This window comes from Paenibacillus glucanolyticus (assembly GCF_037333485.1).
Taxonomy (GTDB): Bacteria; Bacillota; Bacilli; order Paenibacillales; family Paenibacillaceae; genus Paenibacillus_AQ; species Paenibacillus_AQ glucanolyticus.
Map to the genome: position 1 here is coordinate 148,526 of NZ_CP147845.1, position 16,436 is coordinate 164,961.

At 50.4% G+C, this 16,436-nt stretch carries 13 protein-coding genes and 1 pseudogene; 9 read left to right on the top strand and 5 right to left on the bottom strand.

Translation table 11 applies throughout. The features are described from left to right. Positions 1-9: 9 nt before the first annotated feature. Both WDY75_RS00710 and bla read left to right on the top strand, forming a co-directional pair. On the top strand, positions 10-444 hold the full coding sequence (locus tag WDY75_RS00710) for a hypothetical protein (protein ID WP_006207187.1): 435 nt from the start codon (positions 10-12) through the stop codon (positions 442-444). Between the two features lie 363 nt (positions 445-807). Beyond that, entirely contained in the window at positions 808-1,701 is an 894-nt protein-coding gene (gene bla / locus WDY75_RS00715) for a class A beta-lactamase (protein ID WP_409348344.1), read from the top strand. A gap of 129 nt (positions 1,702-1,830) precedes the next feature. Here the strand turns inward: bla and WDY75_RS00720 are convergent, their stop codons facing one another. Continuing rightward, complete coding sequence (locus WDY75_RS00720) at positions 1,831-2,529, bottom strand: Crp/Fnr family transcriptional regulator (protein ID WP_063478142.1); 699 nt, start codon at positions 2,527-2,529, stop codon at positions 1,831-1,833. Between the two features lie 100 nt (positions 2,530-2,629). Between WDY75_RS00720 and WDY75_RS00725 the strand changes: the two genes are divergently transcribed. From WDY75_RS00725 to WDY75_RS00740, 4 genes and pseudogenes are all read left to right on the top strand, one after another. Beyond that, complete coding sequence (locus WDY75_RS00725; RefSeq protein WP_063478141.1) at positions 2,630-3,397, top strand: HAD-IIB family hydrolase; 768 nt, start codon at positions 2,630-2,632, stop codon at positions 3,395-3,397. A 59-nt stretch (positions 3,398-3,456) separates the two neighbouring features. Beyond that, a pseudogene (locus WDY75_RS00730) lies at positions 3,457-3,759 on the top strand (D-arabinono-1,4-lactone oxidase); the annotation flags it as partial. A 73-nt stretch (positions 3,760-3,832) separates the two neighbouring features. Beyond that, entirely contained in the window at positions 3,833-4,237 is a 405-nt protein-coding gene (locus WDY75_RS00735; protein WP_063478140.1) for a hypothetical protein, read from the top strand. A 137-nt stretch (positions 4,238-4,374) separates the two neighbouring features. Next, entirely contained in the window at positions 4,375-4,860 is a 486-nt protein-coding gene (locus WDY75_RS00740; protein ID WP_006207181.1) for a DinB family protein, read from the top strand. Positions 4,861-5,004: 144 nt separating this feature from the next. On the opposite strand, the gene WDY75_RS00745 is transcribed toward WDY75_RS00740, so the two are convergent. From WDY75_RS00745 to WDY75_RS00760, 4 genes are all read right to left on the bottom strand, one after another. Beyond that, complete coding sequence (locus WDY75_RS00745) at positions 5,005-6,957, bottom strand: FtsX-like permease family protein (protein WP_036640332.1); 1,953 nt, start codon at positions 6,955-6,957, stop codon at positions 5,005-5,007. After that, the gene (locus WDY75_RS00750; protein ID WP_063478139.1) at positions 6,947-7,708 is read right to left on the bottom strand and encodes an ABC transporter ATP-binding protein; all 762 of its coding nucleotides are present in this window, start codon (positions 7,706-7,708) and stop codon (positions 6,947-6,949) included. Before WDY75_RS00750 ends, WDY75_RS00745 begins: the two co-directional genes overlap by 11 nt. 99 nt (positions 7,709-7,807) lie before the next feature. Beyond that, on the bottom strand, positions 7,808-8,812 hold the full coding sequence (locus tag WDY75_RS00755; protein ID WP_063478138.1) for a sensor histidine kinase: 1,005 nt from the start codon (positions 8,810-8,812) through the stop codon (positions 7,808-7,810). Next, positions 8,809-9,498, bottom strand: coding sequence for a response regulator transcription factor (locus tag WDY75_RS00760; protein WP_006207177.1), 690 nt, complete (start codon positions 9,496-9,498; stop codon positions 8,809-8,811). Before WDY75_RS00760 ends, WDY75_RS00755 begins: the two co-directional genes overlap by 4 nt. 256 nt (positions 9,499-9,754) lie before the next feature. On the opposite strand from WDY75_RS00760, the gene WDY75_RS00765 reads away from it, so the two are divergent. The 3 genes from WDY75_RS00765 (at position 9,755) to WDY75_RS00775 (ending at position 16,416) form a co-directional block, all read left to right on the top strand. Continuing rightward, the gene (locus WDY75_RS00765; RefSeq protein ID WP_063478137.1) at positions 9,755-11,269 is read left to right on the top strand and encodes a copper amine oxidase N-terminal domain-containing protein; all 1,515 of its coding nucleotides are present in this window, start codon (positions 9,755-9,757) and stop codon (positions 11,267-11,269) included. Positions 11,270-11,608: 339 nt separating this feature from the next. Continuing rightward, the gene (locus WDY75_RS00770; RefSeq protein ID WP_063478136.1) at positions 11,609-12,562 is read left to right on the top strand and encodes a DMT family transporter; all 954 of its coding nucleotides are present in this window, start codon (positions 11,609-11,611) and stop codon (positions 12,560-12,562) included. 149 nt (positions 12,563-12,711) lie between these two features. Next, positions 12,712-16,416: an LPXTG cell wall anchor domain-containing protein gene (locus WDY75_RS00775; protein ID WP_063478135.1), complete on the top strand. Its 3,705-nt coding sequence runs from the start codon at positions 12,712-12,714 to the stop codon at positions 16,414-16,416. Positions 16,417-16,436 lie beyond the last annotated feature (20 nt).

Here is a 16,436-nt window from a genome sequence, read left to right on the forward strand (position 1 = left end):
GATGGTTTTATGAACGTTGCCAAATATTTTGCGATGGGGTTCATATTTATGTTCCTGTTGACCGGAGCTTACCTCGGGCTTGAGTTAATGGAAGGATACAGTATCCGTACAAGCATGTATTACGGCATCCACAACCTGGGTTTTGCCTTAATTGCGGTGGTCTTTCTTGCCTCGGTAATCATTTACATGGTGATCATGTTTCCATTATCTTGGCTGCTGGGTTTCATCCCTTGGAGAAGAAGTGTCATGACGCTTTATCTTCTCTTGTACTGTGTATTATGGGTTGCGGCAGGCGTGTGGCTGTTCCACCAGCTGTATGATCCTGTATATGTGAATGAGTATCATCTGCGTATCGACACGGCTATCTTTATATTTGGCGTGATGGGACTGCTCTATGGCTGGATCGAATGGCTGCTGATTCGAAGAGCTGCGATAAAACCCTGAACGTATTGAAAAGAAGGCCGTTGTGAGTGAAGTGAAGCTGCTTGGCCTTGAAGAGTTGCATATTAACGGAAAGGGCGTTCCTCTATGATCAGGAACGTCTTTTTGTGTTGCCGTAAGAGGATATCAAATTTGAGCCTATCGCCTTAAAACCAGCATTATCCGGAAAAATGGTATAATAAATGGAAAAACAGGAAGAGACGCTTTGATACATCATAGGAAAACACAGGCAGGGTTCGGATAGTCGATGCTATGCTATGGGGGCGGCTTGTACTGCAACGAAAATCAATCCCTAATCATCATCGGAAAGAGGGTTAAATCATGAATAAATCATATAATGCTATATTCGGTCCACATATCATCAAAATGGCTCAACTTATGTTCATCTTTGCACTCATCTCGCTCTCCGGGTGTACGAAAGCCGACGTTGCTCCCCCTGTTGCTCCGACTGAGAATACGCCCCAGACGGCACCAGCAGCTCTGGCTGACCCAGATTTCGTTCAACTCGAGAGCAAGTTTAGCGCTCGTCTCGGTGTCTATGCTATCGATACTGGCACCGAGCGGATCGTCGCCTACCGCCCCGATGAACGGTTTGCATACGCGTCTACTTTTAAGGCTCTTGCCGCAGGCGCAGTATTGCAGCAAAACTCGATGGACACACTCGATAAAGTCATCACTTACACGAGCAAAGACTTGGTCACCTATTCGCCGATCACCGAGAAGAACGTGAATACCGGGATGACCCTTAGGGAGCTTAGTGAGGCTGCTATCCGTTATAGCGATAACACTGCAGGAAATCTCTTGTTAAAAGAACTGGGAGGCCCTGATGGCTTCAGGACAGCATTAAAGCAGGCCGGTGACAACGTAACCAACCCCGAACGCTTCGAGACAGATCTGAACGAAGCCATTCCGGGAGACAATCGTGACACAAGCACCCCGAGAGCGCTTGCCACCACGCTTCAGGCTTACACGGTTGGCGACGAGCTCCCGACGGATAAACGCACGCTCCTCATCGATTGGCTGAAGGGGAATACCACTGGAGACAAACTGATCCGTATGGCCGTGCCTGAAGGCTGGGAGGTCGGGGATAAGACCGGAGCCGGAGGTTATGGAACGCGAAACGACATAGCCGTCATTTGGCCGCCAAACAAAGAGCCTATCGTTATCGCCATTCTGTCCAGCCGCGATATACCAGATGCCACTTATGACGATGCGCTTATCGCACAGGCTGCCAAGGTCGCACTTGACGCTCTGAAGTGAATCATAGTCAGCCCACACATCGCTAAAGATGTATGTAGTTCTTCAATAGCAGTCTATCTTGAATTGCATCTCCACGGGCTCTCTTGTCCGGCCGTTCGTTCCAAAAGCCGAAGCGGGTGCTATCAGGTGTCATTCGTATCGAATGCCGTTTGAAGCTCTCTCGATGGCGTCCCAATCCAGAACGCGGATCATTTGCCCGTTGCGTTCCAGCATCCGGTTCTGCACAAAAGCCTGCAGCACCCGGTTTAAATGCCGGTGTGTTGTGCCCAACAGGCTGGCGATCTCTCCAATATGGTCGGTTTGCAGTTCCATGCCGAATGAGGCATTCGATCCGGGCGACATCGTCGACATAAGATAACTGGCGAAGCGGTTCTCCACGGACGCGAGCAGGTTGACCCGGGAAGCAGTCGTGCAGGTCTGGAGCTTGTAACTTAAGTGATCCAGCAAAGTGGATGTAAAACGGGGGTTCTTCATTTCATGCTGCTTGATATAGTCAAAGGAAAGCCCGATCAGCAAGCATTCGTTAACGGCTTCAATCCGCGACTGGACCGGTACATTTCGAATCAATTCAATATCGCCGATGATGGAAAAGGGATGGCCAAAGCGCAGCAGGAGCGATTTGCCGGTTTCAATGCTGGAGGTCACCTTGATTTTCCCCTGTACAAGGAACAAGAGGGAGTGCAAGGCGAAGCCTTCATGCAGAATGATCTCGCCCGGCTCATATTGCTGCAATGCAAAAGGCACAGGTCGGGTTAAGTCCAGCATGTGCTCGAATTGAAAATCTTTCAGCTTCGCGTTCAGTAATGGTTCGTTATGAAGCAATTTCATGGATTTTTCGGTGGCTCCCTTCTCTTCTGGACATATGTCCTTCTCATTATACGATCAACTGATATGATAAGGGCAATAGAAGATACAGGGGGAAGCAGGGATGAAATTTGTATTCGATCTGGACGGAACGATCTGTTTTAAAGGTCAGCCGGTTTCGGACGTACTGTTGAAGACTTTCGAGGGGCTGGTGGGGCAGGGGCACGAGGTTATTTTTGCTTCCGCAAGACCGATTCGTGATTTGCTCCCTGTCCTCCATGAGCGTTTCCATCATTACCCCATGATCGGGGGCAACGGCTCAATGGTAGCGACAGGTGGCAATATCGTATCCACGGTGGGGTTTAATCATGAGGTTTTACCGGTGCTTCTTGAGCTGTTGGCTAAGTATAATGTGAGTTATTTAATCGATGGGGATTGGGATTATGCTTATACGGGTTCTGAGGATCATCCGATCCGGCTGAATCTGGATCCGCACAATTTGGCTAAGCGAGTGGCGCTCCAGGAGCTGGAATCCATCGTGAAAATATTGATGCTGACCTCGGACCGCATGGCCGAAGTCGAAGAGAAGCTGAAAACACTGGACGTCGTTGTACACGTGCATGGGCAGGAGAACGTGCTGGATATAAGCCCGACGGGGATCCACAAGTGGAGCGGGCTTCAGCAGCTCGGAGTTAAGGAGGGCGAATTTGTTGCCTTCGGCAACGATGCTAACGATATCTCGATGTTTCAGCATGCGCTGCACAGCGTGATGATCGGTGACCATCCGCTGCTGGCCCCGTATTCTTCGGAGCAATTGCTGCTGGATGGTAATATCGAGCATGCCATTTCGGCTCGATTGAAGGAACTTGGGTGTTTGTATAAGGTAATTTAGAGTAATAGAGCAGGTCATTATGTAGAAGAAACCTCGTCTCATGGGAGCCGCTTGCTTATATTTGGTTAAGTCCCGCATATGGCCGGGATTCGGCTTATATTGCGGTTCATATGTACAAAGGCATGCCGTATGAGGACTATTTCCAGGCGATGGAGCGCATCTTCCTCCGTTATGGCGGTCGGCCGCATTGGGGCAAAATGCATTCCCTTGAGGCTGCGCAGTTGAAGGAACTGTATCCGATGTGGGATGCTTTCCTTGCGGTTCGGGAGGAGCTGGACCCGGACGGCATATTATGGAGTGATTATACGGGAAGGCTGTTCGATTCATCCGGCGCTGTCTTCAACAACTTGCTTTTTCTTTGAATTTTACTTGGAGTATATAAAAAAGCCTGATGAGGAAATTCTAGTAGCAAAAAGAAAAGGGGAATTACATTACATGAAGCGGCGATCCATGATCCATGTTCTGCTGTTATGCGCCTTGCTCCTGTTCAGTCTGGGAAGCGCAGCTGCCTATGCGCAGCCACAAGAAGAGAAGCCCAGGGAGCGGCAGCTCGAGAATGCCATGCTGCAGCAGTTATATCCGGTTATCCGATCCTCGCTCCAGGAGATATATAGCGAGGCTTATCCCTCGTTTGGCTGCGAGCGAATTATATCGATCAACGAGCGGGTAACGATGACAGAGGATAGCCAGCATGCCAGTCCGGTGGATGCGATGCACGGGGCCACCTATTTTGAGATTACAGTGGGCTTATGCAAGGGGAGTGGGGAGAAGATCGAGCTGCGCCTCAAGAATGATACGCCTACGGCGCAATATTATGTGGACGTGTTTCATGTGAGATAACGCTACTCTTGTTCAGCGTATCTGAGAAAAAATGAGTTAAACCATTTTATGCGGTTTGGGGTGCTTCATCCTGTAGTAGAATTAGTCATGATTTGCGATGCTGCTCATTATCCGTTTCATGAAGGAGTGAATGAACCATGGCGCATGCGCATGACGTTCTATTGAATCAGCTGTTAGCCAATGCGAATGATCCCAGCTGGCACGTTCCTTTCCAGCAATCCGTTGAGCATATAACGGAGGATGAAGCGTTCTGGACCCCTGCCAATGACAGCCACAGCATTGCTGAGATCGTGCAGCATCTGCTTTATTGGAATGAAACCTGGCAAACCAGATACCGGGAATCACGAATGAGTGCGGTGTCTTCTATTGGAGACAATCAACATAGCTTTATCATTCCCGACAATGCGACCTTTGCAGAGCTAAGAGACCGACTGTTAGCCGTCTTATTGCAGTGGCAGGAACTGCTGACAGAGGCGAAGCTCGAGCAGGAGGTGGACGGTTTTCCCGTACCGGCCAAGTGGTGGGAGATCATAAGCAATGCGGCTGCGCATAATGCCTATCATATCGGTCAGATCGTGTACATTCGAAAGCTGCAGAAGAGCTGCAAGGCGCTGGAATGGTAAGTTTCGTTAAGAAGTAAGGTTCCCCCGCTCTGGATCCCGTCTAGGCTCTCTGCTGCTTGATCCCCGGGCCAGCTTCCCTGCTCTAACGAGCAAATGCATGGAGGGGCCCGGATTACCCTGGACCCAACCATGCATGCACCTCTCTTACAACGCCTCTTTAATTATCCGTTTATAGAACAGCACCGATAACAGCCCGAATATGGAATACAGTGCCGTATACAGCAGCATAACCATAACCATGGGCAGCCACAGCTCGGTTCCGAAGAAGAACCAGCCGGATTTAACGGCGAAGTAACTATGGAACAGGCCAACGATCAGCGGAATGCCGAAGTTGAACAGCTGCTTCATCTGAATGCCCTTCAGCAGGTTGCCCTGAGTGAAGCCGAGTTTTCTCAGAATGGTATAGTTCGCTTTCTCTTCTTCCCCTTCATCCATTTGTTTGAAGTACAGGATGCAGCCGGAGGTGATCAGGAAGGTGAGTCCAAGGAATCCCACGATGAACATCATCAGGCCCATGTTGCTCTTCTGGTTCATTATCAGCTCACTCTGGGACAGGTTCCCGGTAGACTCACTAATGCCGAGATCCTTGAAGATCTGATTGGCTTGATCGATGGCGATCGGGTCGACAAGGTCGATACCATAGTAGACATTCGTTTCCTTCTGGATCTTCGGATCCAGATCCTGGGCCAGCTTGTCAAAGACGGTGTGGTCCACAATCGCTGCCGGCAGACCTCCGCTGGCAAAATAATAGGATACATAGGAGTCCTTCTCCAAGCCTATCAACTGCTGTTTTATTTGCTGGTTAGGGCTTGTCAGCTCAATATCCCCCGTGGCCTGAATCGACATAAACTGTTGAATTGCATCGCTGGATCCCGTGAACAGCGTCTCCTCAGGAGAAACATCGATTCCTTCCACACTCTCGTCGCTGATGACCGGTATGACCATTGGTTGCTGTTCTCCTGGACCTGATACGACCTCCAAGTTGGCCCCAATCACCTGAGAAAGGTCAGCATTCACTTGAATAACGTCACGTTTGGTCTGCTTGAACTCTATATTCTCGTCGGTCAGCGCTTGGATATAAGCAGCCAGATCGTTGGAATTTGCTACCGTAAAATGATTGGGTACGCTCTGCCGTGCTGATTTCTCCGCGGAGTAGTAAGAGATGTAGCTGAGGGACAACAGTCCGATCGCTAACGCGGATACGGTCGTAATGATCGTTAACAGCAGTGCGTTGGATTTCATGCGGAACATGATGGAGGAGAGCGACAGCACTTCATTCACGGATAAGTAACCGCCCTTGCTCTTCCGGATCGCGTTGAAAATAAAACTGACGGATCCTTTATAGAATAAATAGGTTCCGATAATGACCGATCCCAGGATCAGGATCATCGCCATGAACAGCTCGTTCATGGAGGTGAAATCCCCGCTGAACAGCTTGGTTGACACATAATAACCGAGAAGAATAAGTCCGATTCCGAGCAAGCCGAATAACATTTCGAGGAAGGACATCTTCTTGATCTGATTCTCCGTTGTAGATACCGCACGGAACAGGGACAGAATGCTCTGCCGCTGGATGAACGTATAATTCATGATCATGATCAGCACATAGATGACGGCAAACACAATGACGGTTTGGATCAGCGCTTCGGTGGAGAAGGACAAGGCGGCTTCAGCGTCAACACCGATAACCTTGAACAAAATCATCAGGATCAAGCGGGAAGCCGCAAATCCGGCAAAGATGCCAATCACCATGGAACCGAAATACAGAATCAGGTTCTCCGCGCTCAAGATTCGGAATATCTTGCCTTTGGTTAAGCCGATGAGCTGAAACAACCCGATTTCCTTGCTTCGCCGTTTAATGAAAATCGTGTTGGCATACAGCAGGAAAATCGCAACGATGGCCACAAGCAGCACCGAGGCGGCTCCCAGAGCTGCAGCCCCCTTCACAGATCCCTTGGCCTCATCCGTGGCCGGATCATATTGCAGCGTCACAAAGGCGAAATACAGACCCACGCTGAAGATGAGGGCAAAGACATACAGATAATAGTTTTTAATATTCTTCTTCAGATTCCGGTAGATCAGATAATTAATGTTCATTCTGAACACCGCCTAGCACGCCCTGAGTCTTGATGATGTCATTGAAGAAGGCCTGCCGGGACTGCTCGCCCTTGTTCAGCTGGGTATAAATCTGTCCGTCCTTAATGAAGACAACCCGGCTGCAATAGCTGGCGGCCACAGGATCATGAGTAACCATGATGATGGTGGAGTCGATCTTCAGATTCAGTTCGCTTAATTTGTTCAACAGATCGGAAGCGGACTTCGAGTCCAGCGCTCCGGTCGGCTCATCTGCAAAAATAATGCTGGGATCGTGAATGAATGCGCGGGCCGCTGAAGTCCGCTGCTTCTGTCCACCGGATATCTGATTCGGATATTTGTCCTTGAGTTCGTATATGCCAAGCTCGGTTGCTATTTTTTGAAACCTCTGGTTCGCATCTTTTTTGGATACCTTCTTGATGGATAGCGGCAGTAGAACATTTTCTTTGACAGTCAGCGTGTCCAGCAGGTTGTACTCCTGAAAAATAAAGCCCAGATGGTGCTTCCGGAATTCGGCCAGTTCCTTCTCTTTCATGCCAGTAAACTCTTTGCCTTCGATTTTTATGCTGCCAAGGCTCACTTTATCGATGGAAGAGAGCACGTTCAGCAGCGTGGTTTTCCCTGAGCCTGATGCGCCCATGATGCTGACGAACTCGCCTTTATCCACACGGAGATCGATGCCCTTCAGTACCTCCTGTTTATTGAATTTATTGCCGAAACTCTTATGGATTTGGTTTGCTTCCAGAATTGCCAAGTTCCTCACTCCTTTGTTTACTGTCCTTATCATAAAGGAGCGGCAAGGGCCTTTTCCTTCGATTCGCCGAACAAAGTGCAAAAGCATGTGACATTGTTGTCACATGCCGATAATCCTCACAACATCGTTCTTCTTCGGAAAAATTAAAGTGAAGGTTGTGCCTTTGCCTGGCTTCGATTCCACCTGAATGCGGATCAATAGGGCATTGGCTGCCTTCTGTGTCAGATACAGCCCCATGCCGGTTGCCGCACGGTCCTGATGTAAGGTCGTGGACGTGAAACCTTTGTCAAAAATACGAGGCATGTCCTTCGGATCGATGCCGCGTCCGGAATCCCGAATGATGAGTCTAACATGGTCATCCACGAGCTCACTCTGCAAGGCAATATCCGATGCAGAGCTGTATTTAACGGCATTGGTCAGCAGTTGACGGATAATGAAGCCCAGCCATTTCGTATCGCTCAGCACCTCCGTTACCTGCAGGGAGACGTCAAAACCGATGCCTTTTTGCATGCACCAGGATTTGAGCGCCCGTATCTCCTGGAAGATGATCGGCTCAAGCGCGGACACCTCAATATGGAGATCGTTCTGGATAAAGGGGATGCGTTTTTGGTGCAGCTGCTGGTCCAGCAGCAGGTGGATGCGGAGCCATTCGTACTGTAGCTGTCCTTTTAACGTCTCATCCTCCATGCGCTCGATCATCAGCTGCATGGTGGTAAGGGGCGTTTTCACTTCGTGGATCCAGGACAGCAGCTCATCCTTCTCCTCTTCCATCTCCATCAGGCGGATGGAGGATTCCCTCTTGAAGCGCTCGGCCTGGAGGGAGAGCATGTCCATGGCAATTGCTTCAAAGGGATGCTCCGGCTCGGTGATGGCGGCTAAGTCGAAGGTGTCATCCCATGCCCGAAGGCTTTTGTAGAATTTCGTCTCCCGGTTGTATCTGACAATCAGAAACACCATGAAGAGCATAGATGACAGAAACACAATATAGAGAATGGGCAGGAACGGGATTTGGGAATCCACAGCGGCAACAAACAGAAGCAGCAGCTGCAGGAACAGAAATAACAGAATCCAGCTTAGCCGTTCCCGAATATAGGCAAGGATCATGCATGAGCCTCTTCTGTCGCGATATATCCTTGTCCCACCTTGGTTTCGATGTAAGGATCAAGGCCAAGAGGCTCCAGCTTCTTACGCAGTCGATTCACATTCACCGTTAACGTGTTATCACTGACAAAATGCTCATGGTCCCATAAACTCTTGATCAGCTCCTCCCGGCTGACGATCTGATTCTTCCTCTCCATGAGGATCTTTAGAATATACATTTCATTCTTCGTCAGTTCGACCGTGCCTTGAGGGCTGCTAATGGTATTCTTGCCGAACTCGACGGTTGCTCCGCGCCAGGCTCTCAGCTCTGTTCGTTCGGTGCTGTAGTTGTAAACCCGGCGCAGGGTGGCCTGGATTTTGGCAATCAATACATCAAAGTGGAACGGCTTCTGAATGAAATCATCCGCTCCCAGCTGCATGGACATCACCATGTCGGTAGGATGATCCCGTGAAGACAGGAAGATAATCGGGACGTTCGAATGGGATCGAATCATCCGGCACCAGTGAAATCCGTCGAATTTGGGCAGCTGGATATCGATAATGACAAGATCCGGCTGTACGTCTGTGAATTCCTGGAGTACACTGCTGAAATCCTTGATGCCATATACGTCATAAGACCATTGCGAGAGCCGTTCCTGCACTTCATGGAACAGGGTCGCGTCGTCTTCGATAAGCATAATTTTGAACAAAAGATTCACCACGCTTTATAAGGTTGTCCAAAAAAAGCCGGGGTGCCCGGAAACTTCCCGTTGCTGTAGAGGGGCCTTTTAGTTTTGGACTTTATGTAATCGGCACTTCATTCCCAGTGTATAGCAAAAAGGGAGCAAGTGCCATCCGGTGGATGAACATAAGCGCATGCGTAGATGACGAGGCTGAATTACCTATTTACAAACATTTCCTATCTCCCGATAATAGATATGAGCCTATGACCTGGGAGGGGACAATATGAATATGCATAAGAAGTTTAAATGGTTGACCGTACTCGTTGCAGCTATGCTTGTCATTATGACAGGGTGTCAGTCCGTGGGAGGTTTGGATATCAACAAGGCGATGCTTACAAGTCTTGATGTTAAATCCAGTGAATCCAGTGCAAGCATTCGATTCGAGGCGGTGCCTGCCGACCGGGCCCTGTCGTCTGAAGATAAAGAAGCGATTGAACTTATTAATTCGTTATCATTGAATGTGGATCGTGCCATCGTCCAGGATGCCAACACCGTGTCCATTCAGGGCAGTGTGCATTATTTGGACAAGAAGATTCCGCTTCACTTGTCCATGGATCCCAAAGGAATGGCGATTCAACTGGAAGGCGCCAAGCAGCCGTTCTATCTCTCAATGGATACAACGGTTCCCGGAATGCCTGACACCAGCCAATACGAGCAGGCGATTCAAGACGTAGTGAAGAAGGCGGCCGGGCTTGTACTGAAGCATTTTCCGAATCCGACAAAAATTGCTGTGAAATCTGCCCAGGAGAAGGTGAATGGGGAGAGCTTGAACCTGACGCATCTCCATATGGAGCTGACCGGGGAAGAGATATTGACGATGTTCAAGCCTTTTGCAGAGAGTCTCATGAAGGACGAAGCAGGCTTAAAGCAGTTGATTGGTGATGCCTATGATGCCATTTATCCGATGATGGTTAGCATCGGTGAGGCTTACGGGGAAGATGTGGAGCTCTTGCCGCAGGAATCCAAGGAAGAGGTTGTGGCTTCGCTCTACGAAATCGTTCATGGCAGCTTGGCCGAATTGACGGAGAATTACGATGAACAGAAGGATCAGCTGTTGGAGGAGTTCCCAGGAGGCGATACCGTCTTCGGTAAGGATACGGTTCTCAAGCTGGACTATTACTTTGACGAGCAGCTTAACACACGCAAGAACGCTGTGGAACTGACTGTCGCACTTCCGGCTTCCGAAGACATGCCCTTGAAATCCTTCAAGGTGTACTCCGAGGGCGAGGTATGGAATATCGGCAGTGCGGTGAAAGCCAATAAAGTGGATACATCCAAGGGCGCTCTGAATGTCCTGAGCGAATCGGTGACACCAGGCCAGGTGCTGCGCAATTTCGAGAAGAATTCAACGATTTATAACGTGCTGAAGGATGATTTGAAGATCACGCACAGATCGCTGTATCTTGATACGAACGAGGATCTCGTATACCCTGTGATCAAGAAGAACAATCAGACCTTTGTTCCACTTCGTTACCTGACCAATCGTCTTGATGCCGAAGTGAAGTGGGCGAAGGGCTCCAAGAACATTACGGTCATCAATGATCTGACAGGCGAGGAAATCAAGCTGACGGTAGGTTCCCAGAAAGCGACTGTAGGCGGTAAAAGCGTGACCCTGCAGGCGGCTCCGTTTGTCCATAGCGACGGATCTACCTACGTTCCGCTTCGATTTATGGCGGAAGCCCTCGGGGCAACGCTTCATCTGGAGGGCGATGGCTGGATTATCATTGAGCGTGATTAAGCGATAACCCATTTCGATAACAGACGGACCTGTCGGTCGGCGAGTTAGAGATGGATACACAGGGAAGTATTGCGGGGGCTGTTTCCCGTCATCTTGGGATGGCGGGAAACAGCCCTTTTTGTCATGGTTGCTGATGTGTTATCAGCGGTTCTTACCGCATAATCGCAGGGCAAGGAAAAGGTATGGATACATCCTATCCTTCCTTCGCCCCATCAACTGTATCGGTACAGTTGGCGTTATTTCTAATCGTAAGGGTGCTCCTCCCGCCGTATGCTAACTTTAGCAGATGCAACACTCCAGGATTGCAATGCATACGAGAAAATAAAGGAGATCATGATTATGAATACACCGCATACAGGCCGGGCCTATGCCGCAGCGTTAGGATATACCGTCATTATAGGTTTTTCGTTCATGTTTGTGAAAATGGCACTGATCGTATCCAACCCGCTGGACACGTTAGCGCACCGGTTCACCCTCTCTTTCATTGCCGCCGCACTGGCATTGCTCATCGCCCGCAGAAGAGTTCCGCTCCATCTGAAGCGACTGCTGGTTATTGTGCCCTTGGCGATATTCTACCCGTTTCTGTTCTTTACACTGCAAACCTTCGGTTTGGTCTACACGAGCTCAGCTGAAGCGGGAATTATCCATGCTACCGTTCCGATCTTTACGATGCTGCTGGCATCATTATTTTTGAAGGAACGCTCAGGATGGGCACAGAAGCTGTTTACCGTATTGTCGGTAACAGGGATTATTTCGATTTTCGTGCTGAAGGGCGTTTCCTTTGAAGCCTCCAGCATGCTCGGTATCGTGCTTATTCTGTTGTCGGCACTGTCTAATGCCATTTATAGCGTAATGGCCCGCAAGTTAACCCAGAAGCAGCCGGTGCTGGATATTACGTTCATCATGACGCTAATCGGATTCGTGCTGTTTAACCTGATGTCGGTTGTTCAGCATGCGGCCCAAGGAACGCTCATGCAGTATTTTGACCCGTTTGCTCATCCTTCCTTTGTATGGGCGGTCCTGTATCTTGGTGTCCTGTCTTCCCTGGGTACGTCGCTTCTGTCGAATTATGCCTTATCCCAGCTGGAAGCGTCGCGGATGAGCATCTTCAACAATTTGGCAACTGTAATCACCATCTTTGGAGGTGTCTTCTTCTTGAACGAACAGTTGGCCTATTATCATTTCATTGGCGCAGGACTCGTTATTATCGGGGTGATTGGTGCCAGTTTCGCTGGAAGATCCAAGCGGGCTGCACCAACGGGATTGACCCCGGGTGAATCCAAATCCACTTAACTTAACACCAGTGTGTAGAATAAGTGTAGAGAAATTGTCGAGATCCGCCTTGTATGATTACATGCTGAACCATCTGTTTCCCATTAGCAGGTAGTCATAGCATTCATTTTTAGAACAGATGAAATCATACAAAGAGGTGGATCTATACGATGTGGAAGAAAGGAAGCATTCTGGTACTGGCACTCCTGCTGCTGTTTCAGGGGATGTTCGGTACGGGTGCAGGGTTTTATGATTCGGGTCGTGCATGGGCTGCACCAGCTGATCCGGTTGTGTCGGTGGATCCCTTGGATCCGGGCAACGGGAATGGACCTGCGGATTCGGTAACGGATGCGGTATATCAAGATCCGGGCCAGACGCAAGGGGCGAACGCAGGCGCAGGACAGAGCATTCTGACGAAGGTTACGATTAAGGACAAGAACGGTACGGTCATTGATTCGGTATACAATCCGGATCTGGGAGAGCGTATTGAGCTTGGCTCGGACGTGAGCTTGTCGTATGAATGGGAGCTGCCGAATGGGCATGATTACGTCGACGGCTCGACCTTTGAATTCGACATTCCGGGCGCCTTCAAAATTTATAACAGCTTTAACGGGAGTCTCCTTGCCGATGGCGGCGATGTGGGGACGTTCTCTGTATCGACGAGCGGCCATGTGGTGATGACCTTTAATGATGAGGTTAACAACTCCGAGGTACGGGGGACGCTGGAATTCCTCACCGAGATTAGCAAGGAGACCGTTAAGGGCAGCACGGAAGTACGAATCCCATTCCCGATCCGGGACGGGGAGCAAGTGGCTATCCTGTATATCAAACCGGCAAAAGGCTCCCATCTGGACAAGAAGGGACAAGCCAATCAAGCGTCGAGCATCCTTTGGAGGATCGATGCGAACACCATCCTGCATCCGATTGACTTAGCGGTCATACAGGATCAGATTCCAGCAGGGTTAACCCTGGATGAGAGCTCTGTGAAGGTATACAAGCTGGACGTCAATATTGATGGAAGCACGGTACGCGGAGCGGAGGTGACGGCAGGGTTCAGCCTGAATACAGGGCCTTCTGCATTCACGATTGCTTTTGACCAGAAGATCACATCGGCTTATCGCGTGGAATATACGACGGCAGTAGGCAAGGGCGATGAGACGAGTTTCACGAATAACGCTGCATTATCGGGGAGCGGAATGCCGGAACAAACGGTGAACGCCACGGTGACAATCGATCGCGGAGAGCTGTTGACAAAGAAGGTTGCCAGCTATGACAAGGGCACCCGGACGATCGGCTGGAGTATCGAATACAATTTCCGTGAAAAAGAGATTTCCCGGCAGGATGCCGTTCTGGTAGACCGCTTCAACGGGACTCAGGAGCTGGAATCCGGCTCATTTAAGGTAAGACATGCCGGAACCGGAGGCGCGGAGCTGGTTGAGGGAACCGATTATATCCTGACACCTGTACAGAATGATAATGGGAAGAACGGATTTGATCTGTCCTTCCAAAGTGATATCGATTCCGGCTATATCATCACCTATAGGACCAAAACCGATGATCGCATCTATACCGATGAGACTGTGGCAAATACGGTTAAGGCCAATGGCGTAACGAAGACCGCTAGTCAGAAACATGAGGCTGTTATCCTCAAGAAGTACAACAGAGCGGTGGATTACAACGCCAAAACGACAACATGGGAAATCAGCCTCAACGAAGACCAGTTCGATATGGACTCGGTGGTACTGACCGATACGTTCCCGAATGGCGGGTTAGAGCTGGTTGCCGGTACGCTGAAGGTGCTCCACGCAGATGGAAGTGCGGTTGATCCCTCCTGGTATACGGCGAAGGAAGACGAGCCTAAGAAAGGCTTCACGGTTACCTTCCATCAGACGTTCAACGAGACTTTGAAGGTGACGTACACCACGACTTTCAACAACGATTGGAAAATCGATAAGACCAAGTCCGAGTTCCGTAACCGGGCTCATCTGGCTTGGCTTGAAGGTACCCAGAACAAGACGATAACAAAGGACGCTGTGCTGAGCCCCGATAATTTAACGAAGACGAACGGGGACAAGAGCGGTGCATACAATCCGCGAACCAAGGAGATCTCCTGGACCATCCGGGCAAATTATAATAAAAAAGAAGTGGCACAAGCCGTCTTCACCGATAAGCTGCTGCAGAATCAGAAGTTTGTTCCAGGGTCGCTTCTCGTATATGAAATGAAACTGACGGGCGCTGCTAACGGGACAACTCGGGGAGATCTCGTAGACCCGATCCTGTATGATGCGGTGCTTCCGGATGAAGCTAATGGCAACGAGCTGCGGGTAGCGTTCAAGAACGCTATCAACAGCCCTTATCAGATTGTGTTCAAAACCACGTTAGACGGAGAGGTCATCGCAAGCGAAGTGTCGAATACAGGCATTTTTCTTGATGGCACAAGCAAGCTGGCGGAGTGGACGACCAAGGTGAGCATTCCGCAAGGTGGCGAATATGTATTCAAGAACGGCGTGCAGAACGGTGAGAAGCTGAAGTGGACCGTCTATGTCAACCGCGGTCAATCTTATGTGGAAGAAGCCACGATTATGGATGAGCCCACAAGCAATCTCATCCTGGTGGAAGATTCGTTCCACGTATACGCAACCACTGTTGCCGCGAATGGTGCGGTTTCCAAGGCAGCCGAGTTAGTGCGTGACCAGGACTACACGCTGGAATTCATCTATGGAGCGACCGAATACTTCGTGCTTCGCTTCAAGAACCCGATTGATAAGGCTTATATTGTGGAGTATGAAACACTGATTGATGCGGCAGACAGAGAAAAGGTGGGCAATAGCGTCTCCTTTGAGGGGCTTGGTATTACAACCGGTATCCGTGAGACTACACAGGAGATCGAAGTACGCATGTCTTCAGGCTCCGGCACCGGCTCCGGGGTCCGCGGCAGTCTGGAGGTCCTGAAAGTCGATAAGGATGATGCTGCTCTTGCCCTGGAAGGAGCCGTCTTCGTTCTTCGAGACCAAGAGGGCAAGCGACCAGCCGTGACACTGACAACCGATGCGGACGGCAAGGTTTTGTTTACAAAATTGCTGTATGGCCAATATGTTCTGGAAGAGACGGCTGCTCCGCAAGGGTATGTGATCGATCAGGCGACGACTACGGTTACGATCGATTCAAGCATTAAACAGACAGGCAACATCAAGCGAATCACCATCACGAACAGCAAAAAAAGCGTTCCACCCGGCCCTGATCCAGGCACCCCTGGTCCTGATCCAGGTAACCCGGGCCCTGATCCGGGCACCCCTGGTCCCGATCCGGGTAACCCCGGTCCCGATCCGGGCAACCCCGGCCCTGATCCAGGCACCCCTGGTCCCGATCCGGGCACCCCTGGTCCTGATCCAGGTAACCCCGGTCCCGATCCGGGCAGCCCTGGCCCTAATCCAGGTAACCCCGGTCCCGATCCGGGCACCCCTGGCCCTGATCCGGGCAGCCCTGGCCCATCACCGGGAGGTCATTCCGATAACGGGACGCCGACCGTCCCCGGGGAGATTGTATCGCCCGGTGATCACGATGGGGTGGACAAGCCAGCCCATCCGGTTGACCCGGCAGTTCCGGGCGAAGTTGATCCAGAACCGATTCCTGTAGAGGAACCGGAAGAGGGCGCTTTGGTTAGTAATGAGATATCCAAGCCGGAAGATAAGCCGGCTCCACCGACGGAGCATGATGCGAATAGCGCCGATCCGGTTGATGAAACCAAACCGGACAGCGGGGCCGCCATGCTTCCGAAAACAGGAGAGAGCAATCCGCATCCACTCCAATTCGGAGGGCTTGCACTTATGCTCGCAGGTTTCTTCTTGAGTCGTCTGCGCAATAAGCGTCAATAATGGATGAAATCCCCTTCTCC

Excerpts from the sequence above, each read along its gene's own strand:
- WDY75_RS00740 (WP_006207181.1), top strand. The coding sequence starts at position 4,375 with ATGGCGCATGCGCATGACGTTCTATTGAATCAGCTGTTAGCCAATGCG.
- WDY75_RS00745 (WP_036640332.1), bottom strand. The coding sequence starts at position 6,957 with ATGAACATTAATTATCTGATCTACCGGAATCTGAAGAAGAATATTAAA.
- bla (WP_409348344.1), top strand. The coding sequence starts at position 808 with ATGGCTCAACTTATGTTCATCTTTGCACTCATCTCGCTCTCCGGGTGT.
- WDY75_RS00765 (WP_063478137.1), top strand. The coding sequence starts at position 9,755 with ATGAATATGCATAAGAAGTTTAAATGGTTGACCGTACTCGTTGCAGCT.
- WDY75_RS00735 (WP_063478140.1), top strand. The coding sequence starts at position 3,833 with ATGAAGCGGCGATCCATGATCCATGTTCTGCTGTTATGCGCCTTGCTC.
- WDY75_RS00710 (WP_006207187.1), top strand. The coding sequence starts at position 10 with ATGAACGTTGCCAAATATTTTGCGATGGGGTTCATATTTATGTTCCTG.
- WDY75_RS00720 (WP_063478142.1), bottom strand. The coding sequence starts at position 2,529 with ATGAAATTGCTTCATAACGAACCATTACTGAACGCGAAGCTGAAAGAT.
- WDY75_RS00775 (WP_063478135.1), top strand. The coding sequence starts at position 12,712 with ATGTGGAAGAAAGGAAGCATTCTGGTACTGGCACTCCTGCTGCTGTTT.
- WDY75_RS00725 (WP_063478141.1), top strand. The coding sequence starts at position 2,630 with ATGAAATTTGTATTCGATCTGGACGGAACGATCTGTTTTAAAGGTCAG.
- WDY75_RS00770 (WP_063478136.1), top strand. The coding sequence starts at position 11,609 with ATGAATACACCGCATACAGGCCGGGCCTATGCCGCAGCGTTAGGATAT.
- WDY75_RS00755 (WP_063478138.1), bottom strand. The coding sequence starts at position 8,812 with ATGATCCTTGCCTATATTCGGGAACGGCTAAGCTGGATTCTGTTATTT.